Genomic DNA, 19734 nt, shown 5'->3' with positions numbered 1-19734 from the left:
TCTAATCCCTAACCTCCTTTAGAAATTTACCCTTATCATCAAAAATTAAGTCCCTACCATCGACTTCGGCCTCAGAGCTAACATTATTTCTAGCATCAGTAATTTTGGCTGCTTCTTTGATATTTTTATGGGAATAGTTTTTGATTATATAAGCTTTAGCGTCTGCAGGAAGCTCTCCGACGGGAATTCCAACCTCGGTTTCAATAATATGTCCTGCGGCATTTATAAGGACGGAATAATTAATTTTTCCATCCTTAAATCCAGCTTCATAATTTCCCTTTTCTTTTTCCCATTTTACAGACTTTACATTAGGGTATTTCTGTTGAAACGCCAGCTTAATTACTGATGGAACTTTCTTTTCTGAGACTTCTTGAGCTTTGACCAATGATACGCTTACCATCAGAGCCAAAATAAAAATTAATCTTTTCATGTTCTTTTTATTAATGATTTCATAAAATTCAAAAACAATTTAGAAGAAATTTAGAACTCAATACCAACCAGGATGATGCTATTATGTTCGGAGATTACTCGGTGCTTGTTCGGTGCTTGTTCGGAACTTCTTCGGTACTTCTTCGGTTCAGAGCGAATAAATAGCGACTAAGCTCCGAGGAAAAAACGTCGATTGTATGAATGAATATCGAAAACTATATAAGATTAAACTTACCGCGTATGGGATTCGCTTTCCCTACAGTATTTTATTTTTCCAAATAGCCTGATACATCTTAAGGATATGTTAAACTTTTCGTATTAACACTTTTTAACGATGTTAAATGGTAGCTTTAGCAAATATTATAATTTACATCAACCACAAATGCCCTTTTTAGACCATGTTCTGCAAGTTCCTACCTACGGATGGAAAGACAACGATGGAAACCTCGTAAAGCCAAGCAAAAAAGAAATTTTCAGCGAATTCTTCAAACGCCTCAATATTTTTAAAGATAAAAGAAATTGGTTACCCTTTTTTAGCTGGCTAAAAGTAGCTTGCCTCATCCCCTTTTTTTTCATCTTTTTGGTGTACCACTTCAGTTGGTGGACTGTCTTGGCAGCATTTATCTACAGTATGATTGTAATGGGAACCCATGGTACGATATGGCACCATCGATTTGCAACACACGGCGCATTTAAATTCCGGAACGGATTCTGGCGTTTTTTCACACAGAATCTGACTATTAATGTAATTCCAGAAGAAATATATGTGATTTCACATCATGTTCATCACGCAAAATCTGACACCCCTGGTGACCCTTATAATGCCCAGGCTGGTTTTCTATACTGTTTTTTAGCCGATGTAAATCATCAGCCTATTGCTAAGGACCTTACGGAAAATTCATATAACCGTGTCAAATTACTGATGCGACATACAGGTGTAACCGCCAATAGTTATGCACAATATCGAAAATGGGGGTCGTACGTAAATCCTTCTCATGCTATCGGATCCTGGATACTAAACTGGGCTTTTTGGTATGCCATTTTCTATTTGATCGGTGGCCACGCGCTTGCCTGTACACTCTTTGGCGCGGCCGGTTTCTGGGCAATCGGTGTACGGACATTCAACTATGAAGGCCATGCAAAAGGTGAAGACAAGCAACGTGAAGGTATTGATTTCAATGAGAAAGACAAATCAATAAATCAGTTATGGCCCGGCATTGTAGCCGGTGAATGGCACAACAACCATCATTTATATCCTAAGAGTGCGCGGAGTGGTTTTAAACCTTATCAGATTGACCTCGCTTGGTGTTATATCAAAATGATGCATAAACTCGGCGCAGTCAGTAGTTATCGGGATGACAAGAAAAGATTTGACGAACAATATCGTATCCCCTACCTAAAATCTAAGGAATAATCAATCGCTCTTAATTATAGTTTTAACCTGTTACCGGCTTCAGCTGGATAGCACGAGAGCAACTAAGTCAACGTAGCGCGATATTAGATTACCGCATTTTATTTGGAACAAGTCTAAATAGAGTGTATATTTGGGTGCTTTGAAAACCTCCGTACGTAAAATAGAGATCAACAAACAACAATTTGAAGAGTTCTTTCAACTGTATTGGAAGAGAATGTTTTCATTTGCGCTTAAAAGTGTAGACAATGAAGATGATGCAAAAGAAATTGTTCAAGATGTCTTCAAATCTCTGTGGGAAAGAAGATATCAGCTAGAACTTCAGGATGCGGAGCGTTATCTATTGCGTTCGGTTAAATTAAAATCACTAGAATTTCTTCGGAATAAAGGAAATAAAGAGAGACATCATGAGCTGATCTTAAATAGCAAAGCAGCATCTTACGAAGACAATTATATTTATTACAAAGAACTCAAAAATCACTTGGATCAAGCTGTTGATTCTTTACCCAAACAATGCAAAAATGTCTATAAACTGAGTCGCGACGAAGGGTTAACTAACAAAGAGATTGCAACAAATCTACTTATTTCAGAGCGAGCAGTCGAATATCATATCAGTAAAGCATTGTCAGTTATCAAAATAAGACTTAAAAAGTATTGCAATATCAATATTGCGAGATTCCTATTAATTACTTTTTTGTACTTTTGAATATACGTGGATTATCAAAAGATGGAAATCAACCAAGAAATACTTAAAAAATATGCTTCAGGTGAATGCTCTGAAGCTGAAAAGCATGCGGTTGAAAAATGGTTGGATAATAATTCATGGGATAGTATTGCGGAAAATAACCATGTCGATGAACTAGTTGGATCTGACATGTGGAATAAAATTAATGCCGATGTATATCGATATAGAAAATTCCATTGGGCCAAAATTACTGCCGCCGCCGCAGTTCTTGTAATCGGTTTTTCTGTTTTCTATCTATCTCCCCCTGCTCTGGATAATCATACCTTTACCAATACATCAATTGAGAATAGCAAGCTCTTTACCGAAGATCATTATGATTTACAGTTAAGTAAAAATAGCACGGCCAATATTGATCTGGTCAATAAAAAACTAACCTTCAGCGGAGACTTTATGATCACACCTAAACGGGACTTTGAGCTTGTGGATAGCAACCATAATGTTCTTGTATTTAAGGCCGGGCGAGAATACTTTGTTTCTGATTCTCCGGATTTTGGTAAAATCGTTGCTTTTCAAAAAAGTGATTTGGCATTCCTCCCGTCCAATATGCAGATTAAAATTAGAGAACAATTTCAAAGCATTTAATAGGCAAACATGAAGCGATTAGTATTGTTGTCTTTCCTTGCAACTTTTATTTTTTCTTGTAAACAAATTTCCAACAAAAACATAGATCCTGATTTTGTTTTTTGTCTGTTTAACAAAGATGAAAGCCCAACCAGTTTGTTTTTCTCCGAAAGTTTGGAGGATACCCGACAACCGACTTTACAAATTCCTTTGTCCAGCTCACGAATTCAGGAACGGGAATATATCTATAAAAATGGCTTCTTTTATCGGTTGTCAAGCCAAACCAGTGTATTTACAAAACATCGATTACAGGGGGCGTCCTTGGTCCTTATTGACAGTATACAATTAAAAAATCGCGACTTTGAAACCATCACCTGGAAGGATGACAACAATTTAATTGCGCTATGTCGAGAGGATCTTATTGCAAAAAAAGCCCAGGCTCGACTCTATCAGATTAATGTTGCAGAGATGAAAATTATTAAGGAAGATACCATCACACTTCCCTTTGCAACAAAAGAATATAACGCACTACACCTCGGGCTTGTTGATATTGAAAACAATAACCTTTGGCTGGCTTATTCCTTCTTCAAATCACGCAGGAAATATGGACATACCACATCTGATACGACCTATTACGCCACAATAAACTATCCTAGCTTTACATTGCAACAAATTCAGAAAGAAACTCGTTCGACCTATCCCGGTGGCTTCAACATCATACAATCCTATAGTTTTAAAGACGAATTAGGGGACTATTATTTCATGACCAATCCTGGCATAGCGCTGGGCAATAATTTAAGGCTTCCAACAGCAATTTTTAGAAAGAAGAAAGGGCAGCAGCTCGTCGATCAGCACTTTATGATCAATATTTCCAAGGCAATTGGTAATCATGCATACGGGATCTGGTATGTGGGCAACGGAAAGGCGATTGTTCGCAATGAACAGAAGAATTTATACACCGATTTTTCCAATTATCACGCAGTTTATCAGTTCGAATATAGACTGGTGGATTTAAAATCTGGTTCCATCGAAAGAATTCCGCTCCCATTGGATAAAGGTACCCAAAAAGAGAATGTCTGGAGTGACAAAAAGGATGTTTATATAGCGATAGATGATGCAAATGATGAGCATCGTGTATGGAAGTATAATTTGCAGACAAAAGAAATCTCCAAGGGGATCCAACTCCCCAATAGTACAAACTTTATTGTACGCATGGATTATTTGAAAAAATAATCTATAGTTCTTCAAAAAAAACAAAGCTCATAATCAACTATTTGCATATTTTTCAAAAAAAATAGCTGAAATCAACATTCGGTAAGTGATCGGTATAGGCAACTCTCTTGTATATACTTAATCTAAATAAAAATGTTGAAGTCAACATCTACTTTTTTACTCTTATTAATTTTTACCGTATTTACACAGGCCCAGACCTCCCAAAAGAACGTTATTTCAGGTTTTGTCAAAGATAATTTTGGAAGACCAATCCCAGGTGCAACAATACTTCTAAAAGATCAGGTCAATGGTACCTCATCCGATGTAGATGGATATTATAAGCTACATACGAATATCCCGAACAAGGCCATCATACGTGTCACTGCGGTGGGATATAACTACGAAGAGCGACCTCTAAACGGGAAAAATATTCAGGACTTTCAACTTATCGAGGATCGCAATTATATCGACGAGGTAACCGTAACAGCACATAGGAAAACTGAAAATGAGCAGAAAGTAGCGGAAATAAAGCGATCGGGCTTTAATGTCAGTGTCATTGACATGAATAAACATGCCAACGAAGCTGCCAATTTAACACAGGTTTTAAAGCGCGCCACAGGAGTTACTATTCGTGAAGATGGTGGATTAGGCTCCAACTTTGTATTCCGTATCAACGGGCTCGATGCAAAAATCTATATTGACGGTGTTCCCATGGAAAACTTTGGGTCATCGATGTCCTTAAATAATATTCCTGTCAATCTGATTGATCGGGTCGAAGTTTACAAAGGTGTTGTTCCTGCTTTTTTGGGTTCCGATGCGCTCGGGGGTGCTGTCAATATTATTACAAAGCGCCGAGCAAGACCTTATCTGGATCTGAGTTATTCCTACGGCTCATTCAATACACATCAGGCAGCCGTAGTCGGCACATTTACCAATCCCAAAAACAAACTTTCCTTCCGGATGAATGCATTTTACAATCATTCCGACAATGATTATAACATGTATACTAACGAAAAGTACAACGTTCTTATCGAGAACACTGTCGACAACAAGTATGTCACGATCCCCAAAGCCAAGCGTTTTAACGATGCTTACACTTCAGCCATGGGACAATTGGAGGTCGGTTTTCGCGACGTATCCTGGGCTGATCAGTTCTATGCAGGTCTGACCTATTCACAAAATCACAAAGAAAACCAGCTTGGGGCCTCACTTAGCAAAGTGTTTGGCGGAGCATGGTCTGAAAGCAAATATCTGATGCCAACCCTGAGCTACAAAAAAAGCAATTTTCTGGTCAATCGCCTATACGCAGATATTTTTACAAGCTATAGCTACGATACCCGCTACGTGCGGGATACAGCTATGTACAATTACGATTGGTCTGGAAACTGGATCTCGAATTACAATGCCACAACCCCGAATCCCCAAAAAGATACAAAGTATAATTTGTCAAATTATCTCGCGCGCGTAAATCTAAACTATGACTTTGATGAAGCGCGTAATCAGAGTTTAAATTTCAATTACAATTTCAATAGCAACGATCAGAAACAATATGAACTGATTGGCAATTATGACCGGTCTGGTTTGCCATCCTACTTGGGCCGACATATTTTGGGTTTGTCATGGCAAAACCAATGGTTTGACAAGCGCCTATCAAATGTTTTAGCCGTAAAATATTACCGCATGAATGCCTCAAAAGATATTGACGAACGCACCTTTGATGCAAACAACAATTTGATCAGCGGTGGGATAATCAGTCAAAAAAAGCAAGGGAATTACTACAGCATGAGTTTAGCCTCACGGTATAGGATAACCAAGGATTGCGGTTGGAAACTATCTTATGAAAGAGCATACAACTTACCTTCTATGACGGCTCTTTATGGTGACGGTATCAATACAACATCCAACTGGGATTTAAAGCCCGAACGGAGTGACAATATCAACACTGGGTTTTACTACAATACGTATATTAATCAAAATCACTTTCTGAATGTCGATTTAACAGGTTTCTATCGCTTGGCAGATAACTATATAACCAGCCGTGCGGTCATGCAGAATGGAAATGCCTATTTTCAAAGCTATAACGAACCTGGAGTAAAGCTCTACGGCTTTGAGGCCGAAGTCAAATATGGCTTTAAAGATCTTTTAGCAGTTACCCTGAATGGTTCTTACGATAAAGCTACTTACAACAAAAAATACACAGACGATTCAGACAATAAACAAATTAGCCTCACTTATGGCAAACAACTCATTAATCGCCCTTGGATCTATGGAAACGCTGATATAAGCCTGATCCAGAATAACTGGTTTCAGCAAGGAAGCAGAGTGCAACTCTCCTACTTATATCAATACACGCACTGGTTTTATCTGACAGAATCATACTTGGGATCACTTGAATCCAAAGATCTCATCCCTTCCCAAAATATCCATTCTGCGGTACTTAGTTACGCTTGGGACCGGAACAAATACAATGTATCCTTTGAGGCTAGAAATTTAACAGATGAAAGAGCATACGACAATTTTCGACTGCAACGACCTGGACGTGCATTCTACGTCAAGCTGAGATTATCCATTATGTAAAAAACAAATAAATATATATTTTTATGAAAATCAATAAATTCGCCATCGCAATATTTGCTGCGACTGTGTTATTTTCTTCCTGCAAGAAATCACCTGACACCACTTCACCTGATGAAACTACACCGACTTCAAATAGCTTATATAGTGTATGGGTGACGACCGCAGCGGGTTCATCTTACCTGCTTACCGCAAATAATTTAATGAAAGATACCCTGCTCACTCCGAACAACAATCAAGGAATCGATATTACCTCTCACCTACCAGCAGCATTCTATGCCATTTACGCTTATGCCTATGAAGGTAAATATTACCTGTCAAATGATGGAACAAGATTTAGTCAATTTGAAGTAGTCAATAGTAAATCTTGGAAAGAAACGAACAATTACGCTTTCCCTGGAAATTTCTATCTGGGAAAAGTACTAAAAGATATTAGCACAAAAGATGAAATGGTCATGACTAAAACAGCTGGTACGACCAATAAAGTGAAAAATGTACTGGAACAACCGATTTATTTTATGAACATCAACAATATGACAATCAATAAAACAATTGGTATAGAAATTCCAATGATCACTTTTAATCCCAAAACTCCGGAAGGAAAAGATCATAATCCATATATCGTACCGACGAGCTTCACACAAAGAGGCGACAAATTATTTGTCGGACACAAATACAGAAGCAATGAAACTCGTAAAGATATCATAGACACGGCCTACATGTATGTGTGTGATTATCCGAGTTTAGCGAATGGGAAAATTATAAAAGATGGCAGAGGAGGCTTTGCTGCGGGACACTGGGAAGTACAGACACTTACTTTTACAGATGATAACAATGATCTATATATCGTAACCAAAAAGACGGATGCTGCTACCTATGGTTTACTGCGTATCAAGGCAGGCCAGACTACGTTCGATCCAGATTATTTCTTCGACTTGAAAGACTATAACGTTTTCAGCAACAACATTTCACAAGTTCAAAAACTAGGCGATGGCAAGGTTTACATCAGTCCATTTGTGGTCGATCCGGCAAATAAGAAGATTGTTGCAGATCTTCGGATTTTAGTTGGTGGTGGAGAATCTAAAACAACGATGAACTTTATGGAAAATGGAAAATTGTACGATGTATTCAAGACAGATGAGTCTAAATGGTATGTGTATGAATACGATCCAGCAAAAAATTCGGTAAAACGCGGTGCCGAGATCGATCCAGGAATTACACAGGTTTATCACTTGAACAAGCTTAAATAAAACGCCACTAAGTTTAGGAAATACCTAGTCGATGACACCTTCAAAACTCGAGTACTCGATGATGAAACGTGTAAAATCGAATCTAGGTATTTCTAAAACATAACTCCTAGTTTAAATCAAATGAAAACAATACTCATTAACCTCTTCACATTTTTTATTGTGCTGTCAGCTTCGGCACATGCTGTCTTTATTGAAACTTCGCTGAAAGGAACCAAAGGAAAGCTCCATACGGTAAAAATCGTTTATGGTGAACCCGATGAACATGAACTTATCTCAAAATGGTGGTGGTATAAAGATGGTACGCAGATTACGTTGACATTGATCAAACCTGATGGAAGCACAGCCGCCTTGATAACAACTGCTCAAGAAGATCACTTATTGGCCTCATTCACCCCTGACCAAGAGGGCGTATACCACATTACCCTAAAAAAAGATACAGATCGCAAAGAAGGAGCCAAAACACAGTATCAGATCAATGCGATAGCGACAATCCAAGTCGGAAATTCCACTATTGGAAATACAGCAACCCATATCGAAAATGAATTGTTTGTCTTTACGAACAATATAGTTTCCAAAAATAAAAAAGAGCTGTCGTTGACTTTATTCGAAAAAGGTAAACCTGCAGCAAATACAGCTGTTCAGATCATTGCACCCAGCGGATGGATTAAATGGCTGCAGACAAATGACCAGGGTATAATCAAATTCACGCCAGAATGGACTGGTAAATACTTTGCGGAAGTATCGAAAAGGGAAAAAGTTACAGGACAAGACTTTGAAGAGTATAGCCGCGCAAGCTCTATGAGTTTTGCCGTAAACTAATGTGGACATGGCTGTAAGAAAGAAGAAAAATAATTCGCTGTTCAGGCAGATCAATAATTGGTTGCACCTTTGGCTGGGATTAATTTCAGGTAGTATTGTATTTGTGATCTGCCTGATGGCCTGCCTTTGGGTTTTTAACCATGAGATTATCGATCTTGTTATCCCGAAAAAAGAAAGGCAATATATCCTTGCTTCCAGCCAGTCCTTGATTTCGCCCTCAAGGATCGTCGGAATAGCAGACTCACTCTATCCTAATGCTGTAGTAAGGGGCATTACCTATACCCGGGATCACCCCATTTCCTTTACCCTCAAAAAAAAGGAGCAAGAGAGCAAAGGCAGAGAAGCTAATTCAAAAGCAAACGCACAGGTGCATCTATTACACCCATATACAGGCAAATATCTAGGTTTGCAAACAGAAGACAATTCCAAAGAAGCACAGTTAAGAGAAAAATTGAATGGCTTTTTTGCATGGACACTGAGTGGACACCGTTTTCTATGGCTTCCCAGAGAAATTGGACGCCCCATTGTAAACTATGCGACCTTGGTCTTTAGTATTACTTTAATCACAGGATTGATCTGGTGGTATCCCAAAAAATGGACAAAATCAACTCGGGAAAAAAGCTTTCGGATCAAATGGAAAGCTGGTTGGAAAAGAATTAATTTGGATCTGCATAATGTGGTTGGCTTTTATTCTTTTATTTTGATTCTATTATTGGCCATAACTGGAATGTATTATGGTATCGAGTGGTTTAACAGAGCCTTGTATTGGTCCACAAACTGGGGAACGCCACTAGCCGAAAGAACTTCTGTTCAATCCGATTCAACAAAAATTGGTCAAATAACCCTTTTTTCGACAGCTTTTGATCGCGAGATTGAGACGATTTTAACCCAATATAAAGATCCACACTACTTGACAATCACCTATCCAGACAAGGAAAAAAAGGATGCTACGATTTCGGTCTATATTCGCAATGACATGGATCGACAGTATAACAATCGCTATTATTCATTCGATCAGTATACCGGGGCATTTCTACCCAATAACATTTCCTTGTTCAACAAGGATTTTGAAGAATTAAGTGCAGGTGAAAAATTCAGAAGACTCAATTACGATATTCATGTAGGGTCAATTTGGGGATTCCCGACAAAAGTGCTGGCATTTGTACTCACCTTTATTGCAGGTACACTTCCTATTACAGGCTTCATTATATGGTACAATCGCAAATGGGGAAAGAAAAAAGGCCGCAATAAATTGGGCAGGGAATTGCATAGCGGGGAAGAAATGAACGTATCAAATACGAACATACAAACAACAATACGAAAACCACCGATTCGTTTCCGTCCAAAATCCACAAACCTTTAGGTTTTCGAATCACTACTATTTAATTTATGCTTAAACCGGTTCTTTCTCGAAGAGGACAAGGGACACGATTATTATGACGAAATCTACTTTATTATCTATATTACTTTCAGGCGCTGCCACTGGACTTGTCGCGCAAACAAAGTTATCTGGAAAAATATTTGACAAAGACGGGCATCCCATCAAAGGTGCCACAGCCAGTCTTTTACACTTGGCTGATTCTTCCCTGATCATGCAGGCAGATGCAGCTAAGGATGGCTCATTTCTACTGCATACGCCTAAAAATGGAAATTATCTTATACGCTATAGTTCAATCGGCTACACAACAGTACATAGTCGAGCATACCAGTTAGCTGGAACCGAACACACAGCGCCCCCCATTTTTTTACAACCAGTTGAACATCGGATGGAAACCGTACATGTTATTGGAAAGCAAGCTAGTGTACGTCAGTATGCCGATAAAATGGTAGTTGATGTCGAAGGAAGTGTATTAGCTGAAGGCAACAATGTCCTCGAATTATTGGAGAAAACACCGGGTCTTGTTTCGGATGGGAAAGGAAATTTTTCAATTCAGGGTCGCGCAGGTGCTAACGTACGCATTAATGGCCGTGATATGTATGTTTCCGGTGAACAGCTTGCCAGTATTTTACGCGGACTGCAAGCATCCGAAGTATCGAAATTGGAACTGATCAGTAATCCTTCGGCACGTGAAGATGCCGCGGGAACTGCCGGCATAATTAATATTGTGACCAAGCGAAATGCAAAGGCCGGCTTTGGGGGCGATGCCTTTATCCGAGCTGGACAGGGCCGACAATTTTATGGTGGTTTGGGCGGTGGATTACACTACAAGATGAATGGGCTAGATATGTACTTGCAGGGAAATAAGAGCTATGATCGGAGTAATAGTCATAATCTTACAGAAAGAAGTTTTTTTAACCAGGGTAATTTAACCTCTTTTCAGAGACAACACGAACGTAAGAAATTAGATGATGCCAGTTTTCATAGTGTTCGTGCTGGGGCAAAATATGAATTTTCGGACGGCGGAATTTTGGATGGAAGTGTACATTGGATGACGGGCAATTATAAACCCTATGCATCTATCGAGATGGATACCTGGGATTATCCAGCCAATATTCAGACAGCGCATGCAATCAGTAACAACCGTTTTGACGAGTCGTTTAAAAACTGGACATTTAATATCAATTATATTAATAAATACGAAGGAGAAGATCACTTTTTAAAATTCAACTTTGACTTTGCTCCACACGGAAACGACTATAATAACCGGTTTGAAACCGATCAGTTTAATTTGCAAACAAACACGAAATCTTCAACAGGGAGAACCAATGTTCAGGATCTGAGCAATACGACCTATTCCGGAAGGCTTGACTACAGTAAACCGTTAACAGATTCAAGCAAAATTGAGCTCGGCTGGAAAGGAACGTATTTCTTTATCAACAACGATGTCATAAATACACTACTGGATAACGGCAAATGGATACAGGACAATGCAACCTCAAACCGCTTTCAATACACGCAGCATATCGAAGCGTTGTATGCCATCTACTCTGGCAAATACAAACGAATAGAATATCAGGCTGGCCTGCGGGGAGAATATACATTTATAAACGCCAATCAGGTCACGTTGAACAAAAAAAATGACCAGCGCTATTTTGATCTGTTTCCAAGTGGATCATTGTTATATCATCTAAATGAGAAAAATACGTTGAGAACATCCTTTAGCAGCCGTATCGAAAGACCGGGTGATCATGACATCAACGTATTTCGAATTTACGAAGATGCCTATAGCTACAATGAGGGAAATCCTGACTTGAAACCCGAAAAAAGTTATATTACGGAAATCGGTCATGGCTATAGGAACAAATTGTTCACCACATTAGGTATTTCATACGGACGTGACATGATCAACTGGATTATCCGCCAAGGCGATAAAGTTGGTGAAAACTTGTCGAAACCAGAGAACATCGGGCGCTATATGAACTATAGCGCAAGTGTAATGTATAACCAAACGTTACGAACATGGTGGACAGCAAGCCACTATGTAAATGCATTTTACAACAACTATTCCGGAGAAATTGGAAATGTAAACCTAGATTCTAAAGGCTCAAGCTGGACAGCGAACAGCCGGCATACGCTACAATTTAAATATGGATTTCGCAGCGAAATTGCATTTTATTATCGATCGGGAATTACTACTGGACCTTCCCGAACGGATAAAAGGTATGGTATAGATGTCGCCGCGGAGAAAAAAATGTTTGGAGATCGCGGCATGATAAAACTGACCGCAAATGGCCTGCTCAGAAATGCGAACCCGCAGTTGGTTAGTGAATATGGAGATCTTAAGGTATTTTATACTGACTTTCCGGACAACAGGAAAGTCTTATTGTCACTGAGCTACCGATTTGGAGACTAAACAAGGTGGGACTGCAATTTTGTCATATTAACTGAACTGGCATAAAAAATGTAATACTATAGATTCATAATTTAGGTTTATAATTGGTTAGTTAAAACGCTTGAATTTCCCCGATTCAAGCGTTTTTTGTTTCTAAAAATTAGCTTATAGGGGCTATTAAAAAATTGACACATTAGTCAGTATTCAACATTGCCTCCAACATAGGTCGTATTTTCCAAACAGGGAAATAATAAAACCTGAGAAATGGAAACACATGACAAAAATCACATTAGATTAAACCCATATCCTGGCGAAAAGCACCTGCATTGGTCAAACCATCTTATCTTTAATAGCGATAGGAAAACGGTAAATGATTATTGATTTTCAAGTGCCCAATTGGCCATTGCCTGAATAACAGGAAATAAACCTACCCCTGCCGGACTTAATCGGTAGATCACAAAAGGTGGGACAACAGGTCTTGCCTCCCTTAAGATCAATCCATCCGCTTCCAATTGTTTTAAACTCTGAATAAGCATTTTTTCTGTAATTGCAGGGATACATTTTTTAAGTTCACTATATCTCTTACAATCCGTAGACAGATGATAAATAATAATTGGTTTCCAATATCCGCCGATCTTATCCATTGTGAAAGTTACAGGGCATAATTCCGCTGCAATTTTTTTGTTTTCCTGAATCGTCGATGTCTCCTTAATTGCTGTCATGATTGTCTTGTTTTTGCGTTCAGTACACTTACTATAGGGTAAGTACTTCCTTAAAAGAAAGTACAAATGTACTTTTGTATTATCACATATAAAAAATTAAACGATGAAAATTACAATAACAGGTTCTTTAGGAAATATAGGCAGACATTTAGTCGATATTCTTATCAAACAAGGTCATGAGGTAAGTGTAATCAGCAGTTCTCCTGAAAGAGCGAGCGAAATTGAACATTTGGGCGCTAAAGCGCTTATTGGTTCTATCTTAGATGGTCCTTTTTTAACCGCGAGTTTTTCAGGTGCAGATGCTGCTTTTCTGATGACTCCTCCCAATTTAGGTGGCCAACATATTGTTGAGAATACCGCAAATGCAGGAAAAGCCTACGCGACAGCCATAAAGTCGGCTGGCTTAAAAAAAATAGTGATGTTAAGCAGCGTTGGTGCTGATTTTGATGCTGGAACAGGACCAATTCGCGGTTTGCACCAAATTGAAGAGATATACAAAACACTACGCGATGTTCATATCACCTTTTTGCGTGCCGGATATTTCTACACGAATTTTTATAACGATATTCCATTAATCAAAAACGCAGGTATTGAAGGATCAAACTTCCCTGCAGAGCTAAAAATTCCATTGGTTGATCCTTTAGATATTGCTACTGCCGCAGCCGATGCGCTCCAAAATTCAGAAGTTGGACATCACGTGCGTTATATTGTTAGCGATTATGTTTCAGGAGCAGAAATTGCCCACACATTGGGAGATGCTATTGGTAATCCAAACCTGCCATGGATTGAATTTACCGACGAACAAGCTTTGGACGGTATGTTAAAGGCGGGACTTCCAACAGAAATTGCATCACTCTATGTAGAGATGGGGCAGGCAATCCGTGCAGGAAAATTACAACAAGATTTTGAAATTCAGGGTCAGCCTATCTATGGTAAGATCCAATTAAATCATTTTGCCATTGATTTTGCTAAACGATTCCAAAAACTATAGATCAATAAAAAAGGGTATTTTAAGTTGTAATAACTAATAAGATCGGCCCTTTTTTATTAAATTTAATAGAGATGAGCACGATAATCAATCGGACTCATCGCTATTAAATCTATTGAACTAAACATCCTGCGCAGCTCTCTGAATAGGCTATGAAAAGCTTGAACTTCCTTCGTATCATACGATTAAAATTATCCATGTGCCTAAAGTTAAACGGAAATACTCTTTATTAAAACAGAATACAGGTCTTCAGGCTTAACAGGTTTGATTAACCAATAACTTATAGCCAGAGAATGACAAAGCGGTTCTATGTCTTGCTCTTCAGCACTAAAAATGGGAATGATGTTCTGCTCAAAATTGTTATTAAATTTTTTTTCGCGAATATTCTTTATTGTTTCGATACCACTGATAATAGGCAGTTGATTGTCGATCAAGATAGCGTCAAAACAGCGCCCCCCTTTTAACATCTGTAATACTTCAAATCCAGTTTTTGCCTGTACGCAATCAATATTCTTTAAGGATAACATCCGAGCCAAAGCATTTCGTTCAGATTCTTCCTCGGCAACAACGAGTACATTCTTTATTTTTTTCAATTCCTCCCACTCATTTATTTCCCAGATAGAACGCACCTGAATATTGAAAAAGAAACGGCTGCCAGCACCAAAAGTGCTTTCCAATTTCAATTCACTATCCATCATTTTAAGCAGTTTATTGGATATAGTCAATCCTAATCCAGTTCCGCCATAACGTTTAGTCATCGAGTTATCTTCTTGCGTAAACGCATCAAATATCCGCTCCAATTTATCCGCTTTGATCCCTATACCTGTATCTTTGACACTAAAGCACAGAACAGCCTGGTCAGCATCATGTGATTCTACTGTAATGCTTAGTTCAATGGTTCCTTTCTCGGTAAATTTTGTGGCATTACTTAATAAATTCATCAATACTTGCTTGATGCGAAGAGCGTCAACCCAGATGTAATGTGGTACATCGGCCGCGATATTCAGATAAAACGCTAGATTTTTGGTTTTGATCTGCAGATTAAGAAAGTTCGTCAACTGAATAACCAGGTCGTGGAGATCGGTCTGTTCAATTTCCAGTTCTAACTTTCCGGCTTCAATTTTAGAGAAGTCTAGAATGTCGTTTACGATCCCAAGCAATAAATTAGCGGATTGATCAACGATCGTAAGGTATTCCCGTTGCGTATCCTCCAATGCTGTTCCAAGCAATAGATCGGTAAAGCCAACAATGCCATTCAGCGGTGTACGAAGTTCGTGGCTCATATTTGCCAAAAATTGTGATTTTGCTGCATTTGCCTGCTCGGCTACTAATTTTGCCTTTTCCAGCTCCTCGCGTTGATGAATAATCCGACTAATATCTGTCGCAATCGCAAGATAACCGATGACATTGTCGTTAATATCCCTAATATGAGTAACTGCTAAGGAAACATATAATTGAGATCCATCTTTTCGACAATAGGTCCACTCGCGCTGCTCAGCACCGTGCAGCTCTGCCATATCTACAAAGAGCCGAAGTTTATCTACTGAATGTCCCAATTCGACCTCCAGTTCTTTCGCCCTCAAAACAAGTTCCTCTTCTAGATGAAAGTGTGCAAGACCAAATTTACCAATCACTTCTTCACTACGGTATCCCAAGAGGTTTTCGGCCCCTGTATTAAACAATGTAATTACACCAGCATTGTCGGTCGCAATAATACCGACAGCAGAGGTTGCTTCCAACACTTCTGCAAGTAATTTTTTTGAATTGGAAGACTCTGCTTCGATACGTTTACGCTTATCAATATCCTGAAAAGTACCGTATAAACGGACACAATGACCATTTTCAAAATCGGCATTTCCCAAGGCACGTATCCATAGTTCATGACCGGTGAAGGTGACAATCTCAAGTTCCAAATCCCAAGCTTCTCCCGTAGCGAGTGCGTGTTCAATTGCAGTCTGTATTTTTTTTCTACTTGATCCCTCTTTATAGAACTGTAATGCAGTTGTCAGATCTGGTTCATAGTCTTCTGGTGCTTCATGAATCTCTCTCGTAATTTCGGACCATACTATCTTCCCATCAGCAGGTGTATATTCCCAGCCGCCAATTCTAGCTACCCTGCCGGTCCGTATCAATGTGGCCTGTGCATGCTTAAGTTTCTTTTCTAGAAAATGTTCTTCTGTAATATCGACTGCATTACCAATCACATAAGGTATTTTGTTCTCACTGGCCTGGAGAATATTGTTAAACATCCAGATACGCATGTCACCCGAACGAGTCATGGTACGCATTTCTCCTTTGATTGTTCCATGCCGAACAATCGCATCCAGGTAGTTTTGTAAATTTTTGTGCCCCTCCGATGGAACAATATCAAAAAGTGATAATACCTGAATCTCATCTCTCGTATAGCCTAAGATCCTGGCTCCAGCATCATTGACGGTGATGAAATTCCCTTTCAGATCATGGGTACACATAAGCCCTTGAGAATTATCGAAAAATGCTTTCAGCTTTTGTTCACTTTCCTTGTATTTTTCTTTCTCCTTTCTGTTGACAATAAGCGCGACAACTTCATCCCGGAGAAGGGTTAGAATTTCTTTTTGATGCTGGTCGAGTTGCCTTGGAACACGATCGATAACACATAGCGCACCTAAGGCATAGCCATTGGGATCGATTAATGGTAAACCAGCATAATAACGGATATTTGGTTCTCGGGTAACGAGTTCATTGGATTTGAAACGTTCGTCTTTTTCAGCATCTTCAACTTCCATCAGTTGATCTTCTTCCAGGGTATACTGGCAGAAAGATACATCCCGTCTGGTTTCTTCAGTCTCCAAACCAACGCGCGACTTAAACCACTGCCTGTCTTTATCCACCAACGAGATCAATGAAATAGGTGTACCACATACAAGCGATGCAATTTTTGTAATGCGATCGAATTCTTCCTCTGTTGCAGTATTTAAAATTTCGTACTCATGCAACACGCGTATTCGATCCGATTCATTTGTAGGCGACAATTTAGCATTCATACAAAAGCCTGTATTCGTTGTTAGTTTTATCTTCGAAATCTTTATAGGTTCTAATATCTAGCTTGCTCTAGCGTATAAATAATATTTCACTAATCTTCCAACAATTGATTTAATCATTCCCACGCCCAACTAAAATATATTTTGTATTAACACTCCTGATTCTATAGTAAAACATCGAAAACCAGCGCTAATAGCATGATAAATATAAACATGAACACCACTACGTTAAAATAGTTTTAAATAAAAAAACAAACTATTAGATTAAAAGTCTACCAACAATAAGTACTCCACTCCCGCCTACCTTTTGCGCTTAAAATTATCCAAAGCCAACTGTTATCCTTTCCTAATAACACGCCATCTGAAACGAACATGCAATAAATGTAACGAATAATATATACCTGAGTCGATTGAAAATAGAAATCATCGAAATCTTTTAGGATTGTTCTGTCTTTGGCGCCCATAAAGGAGAAGATTATATCAGTTTTTCAATGCGAAAAAAATATTTTAAAAAAAATTGAACTTGTGAAATCCAAGCTTTCCCAAAAGTCGTAAATGGGTATAAGTACAGAGAAAAAATTATAAACTAAAAGACTTTTGTTATGGAAAAGATAACCTCCCACAACGAAACACTATTGAACTCCAATAGTGACATGGACAAAAGAGATCTCAGACGAAGAGACTTTTTAAAATATGCAGGAGCCAGCGCAGCGACATTAGCCATACTCGGTATGTCGAGCTGTAAAAAAGACCACGACGATGGTATGGATAACGGCGGCAAGGGCATGTATTTTGGCAGCGGCGACATTGCTATCCTAAATTATGCCTATGCACTTGAACAACTTGAAGCCGCATTCTACATCCAGTTAGTCAATAATCCCTATAGCGGTATGACGGATATGGAAAAATCTTTTTTCACCGATATCCGTGATCATGAAATTGCACACCGTGAGTTTTTCAAAGTGGCCTTGGGTGCAAAAGCCATTTCAAGTCTAGAATTTAACCTAGCTGGCGTCAATTTCAGTAGCCGTGAAACAGTACTGGCAACAGCAAAAACATTTGAAGACCTTGGTGTTTCGGCCTACAATGGTGCTGGTTGGCTAATCAAAGATGTCAATTATTTACTATTGGCAGGTAAGATTGTTTCCGTTGAAGCACGACATGCTGCTTGGGTCAGGGATATGATCGACAACGGCAGTTTTGCCAATCAAGAAGTAGTGGATTCAAATGGTCTTGATCTCGCAAAGAGTCCAAGCGTGGTGCTTAGTGCCGCTGCACCATTTATTAAGTCCAAGATTGATGTTAGTGACCTACCAACCTATTAATTCACCCAAAATCTGATTATCATGAATCTCTTAAACGTTTTTGAACAAATAAATGCTGTAGATCCTGAATTCAGCGATCGTATCAGCCCTCGCCGTGAAGCAATCAAAAGTTTGGCTTCCATGAGTAAAAAAGTAACCTTGGCTGCCCTGCCCTTTATGATAGGTGAACTCTTTAAAAAAGCCTACGGTGCCACTGCGCCCACAGATGTAAATGGAGTACTCAACTATGCCTTGACATTGGAATATCTCGAAGCAGAATATTATACAATGGGTGTTGCCAAAGCAGGTCTTATCCCCACAGGTAAACCACTTGGTGCGATAACCACCATTCGTGACCATGAAGTTGCACATGTGAATTTTCTTAAACAGGTACTGGGAAGTAAAGCTGTTTCAAAACCAACCTTTGATTTTACTGCTGGTGGCACTTTTGGCAATGTTTTTAGTGACTATGATACATTTTTAGCTGTCGCACAAGCATTTGAAGATACTGGTGTAAGAGCTTATAAAGGCCAGGCGGGAATTTTACTTGGCAATCGCGTTGTACTGACTGCTGCGCTGCAGATCCATTCGGTTGAGGCAAGACATGCCTCCCATATCCGTCAAATGCGCCGTGCCCGCGGAGGTGGAGCCGCCAATCAAAAACCTTGGATTACGGGAGGCAATGACAGTGGTATAGGAGCAGTTGTCGATCCGGTATATGCAGGCGAAAATAATGTGACACAAGCGGGAGTGGATATTACGACTTTGCCAGGCGCCTCGGGGAAAATTTCGACCAATGCGGCAACCCAGTCATTCGACGAACCTCTAACTGCAGAAGCTGTACTTAATATTGCAGGTTTATTTATAAAATCCTAACAAAAGACGTAGTTTACCTGTTTTAGCGTGTCCTGATCGGTTTATCCCAT

15 protein-coding genes are annotated in these 19734 nt (G+C 39.2%); 12 read left to right on the top strand and 3 right to left on the bottom strand.

From position 1 onward, the window contains the following. Window position 1: 1 nt before the first annotated feature. Window positions 2-430 carry a PepSY-like domain-containing protein gene (locus L1283_RS01290; protein ID WP_429625643.1) on the bottom strand — a complete coding sequence of 143 codons (429 nt, stop codon included), beginning with the start codon at window positions 428-430 and terminating at the stop codon, window positions 2-4. Between the two features lie 333 nt (window positions 431-763). On the opposite strand from L1283_RS01290, the gene L1283_RS01285 reads away from it, so the two are divergent. The 9 genes from L1283_RS01285 (at window position 764) to L1283_RS01245 (ending at window position 12795) form a co-directional block, all read left to right on the top strand. Next, window positions 764-1843, top strand: coding sequence for a fatty acid desaturase (locus L1283_RS01285; protein ID WP_237241780.1), 1080 nt, complete (start codon window positions 764-766; stop codon window positions 1841-1843). Between the two features lie 139 nt (window positions 1844-1982). Further along, the gene (locus L1283_RS01280; RefSeq protein ID WP_237241782.1) at window positions 1983-2546 is read left to right on the top strand and encodes an RNA polymerase sigma-70 factor; all 564 of its coding nucleotides are present in this window, start codon (window positions 1983-1985) and stop codon (window positions 2544-2546) included. A gap of 21 nt (window positions 2547-2567) precedes the next feature. Continuing rightward, window positions 2568-3167, top strand: coding sequence for a hypothetical protein (locus tag L1283_RS01275; RefSeq protein WP_145330494.1), 600 nt, complete (start codon window positions 2568-2570; stop codon window positions 3165-3167). A 9-nt stretch (window positions 3168-3176) separates the two neighbouring features. Then, window positions 3177-4379: a hypothetical protein gene (locus L1283_RS01270; protein WP_429625642.1), complete on the top strand. Its 1203-nt coding sequence runs from the start codon at window positions 3177-3179 to the stop codon at window positions 4377-4379. Between the two features lie 132 nt (window positions 4380-4511). Further along, window positions 4512-6935, top strand: coding sequence for a TonB-dependent receptor (locus L1283_RS01265; protein WP_145330490.1), 2424 nt, complete (start codon window positions 4512-4514; stop codon window positions 6933-6935). Window positions 6936-6958: 23 nt separating this feature from the next. Then, on the top strand, window positions 6959-8182 hold the full coding sequence (locus tag L1283_RS01260; RefSeq protein WP_333889040.1) for a DUF4374 domain-containing protein: 1224 nt from the start codon (window positions 6959-6961) through the stop codon (window positions 8180-8182). Window positions 8183-8302: 120 nt separating this feature from the next. After that, window positions 8303-9001, top strand: a complete 699-nt coding sequence (locus L1283_RS01255; RefSeq protein WP_286735425.1) for a DUF4198 domain-containing protein — start codon at window positions 8303-8305, stop codon at window positions 8999-9001. Window positions 9002-9008: 7 nt separating this feature from the next. After that, on the top strand, window positions 9009-10364 hold the full coding sequence (locus L1283_RS01250; protein WP_333889041.1) for a PepSY-associated TM helix domain-containing protein: 1356 nt from the start codon (window positions 9009-9011) through the stop codon (window positions 10362-10364). A gap of 73 nt (window positions 10365-10437) precedes the next feature. Continuing rightward, window positions 10438-12795 carry an outer membrane beta-barrel family protein gene (locus tag L1283_RS01245; protein ID WP_286735423.1) on the top strand — a complete coding sequence of 786 codons (2358 nt, stop codon included), beginning with the start codon at window positions 10438-10440 and terminating at the stop codon, window positions 12793-12795. Window positions 12796-13148: 353 nt separating this feature from the next. Here L1283_RS01245 and L1283_RS01240 read toward each other — a convergent pair whose 3' ends face one another. Beyond that, complete coding sequence (locus tag L1283_RS01240; RefSeq protein WP_145330478.1) at window positions 13149-13496, bottom strand: winged helix-turn-helix transcriptional regulator; 348 nt, start codon at window positions 13494-13496, stop codon at window positions 13149-13151. 103 nt (window positions 13497-13599) lie between these two features. Here L1283_RS01240 and L1283_RS01235 point away from each other — a divergent pair, with 103 nt between their 5' ends. Further along, window positions 13600-14487, top strand: coding sequence for an NmrA family NAD(P)-binding protein (locus L1283_RS01235; RefSeq protein WP_075993766.1), 888 nt, complete (start codon window positions 13600-13602; stop codon window positions 14485-14487). 206 nt (window positions 14488-14693) lie between these two features. On the opposite strand, the gene L1283_RS01230 is transcribed toward L1283_RS01235, so the two are convergent. After that, a complete protein-coding gene (locus tag L1283_RS01230) occupies window positions 14694-17507 on the bottom strand; it encodes a PAS domain S-box protein (protein WP_145330476.1) in 2814 nt (937 codons plus the stop codon). Between the two features lie 599 nt (window positions 17508-18106). On the opposite strand from L1283_RS01230, the gene L1283_RS01225 reads away from it, so the two are divergent. Beyond that, a complete protein-coding gene (locus L1283_RS01225) occupies window positions 18107-18829 on the top strand; it encodes a ferritin-like domain-containing protein (RefSeq protein ID WP_075993770.1) in 723 nt (240 codons plus the stop codon). Between the two features lie 21 nt (window positions 18830-18850). Beyond that, on the top strand, window positions 18851-19684 hold the full coding sequence (locus L1283_RS01220; protein ID WP_075993771.1) for a ferritin-like domain-containing protein: 834 nt from the start codon (window positions 18851-18853) through the stop codon (window positions 19682-19684). Window positions 19685-19734: the final 50 nt, after the last annotated feature.

It is taken from the genome of Sphingobacterium sp. HSC-15S19, from assembly GCF_050433745.1.
Lineage (GTDB): Bacteria > Bacteroidota > Bacteroidia > Sphingobacteriales > Sphingobacteriaceae > Sphingobacterium > Sphingobacterium siyangense.
This window is presented reverse-complemented; position numbering and strand designations above follow the sequence as displayed.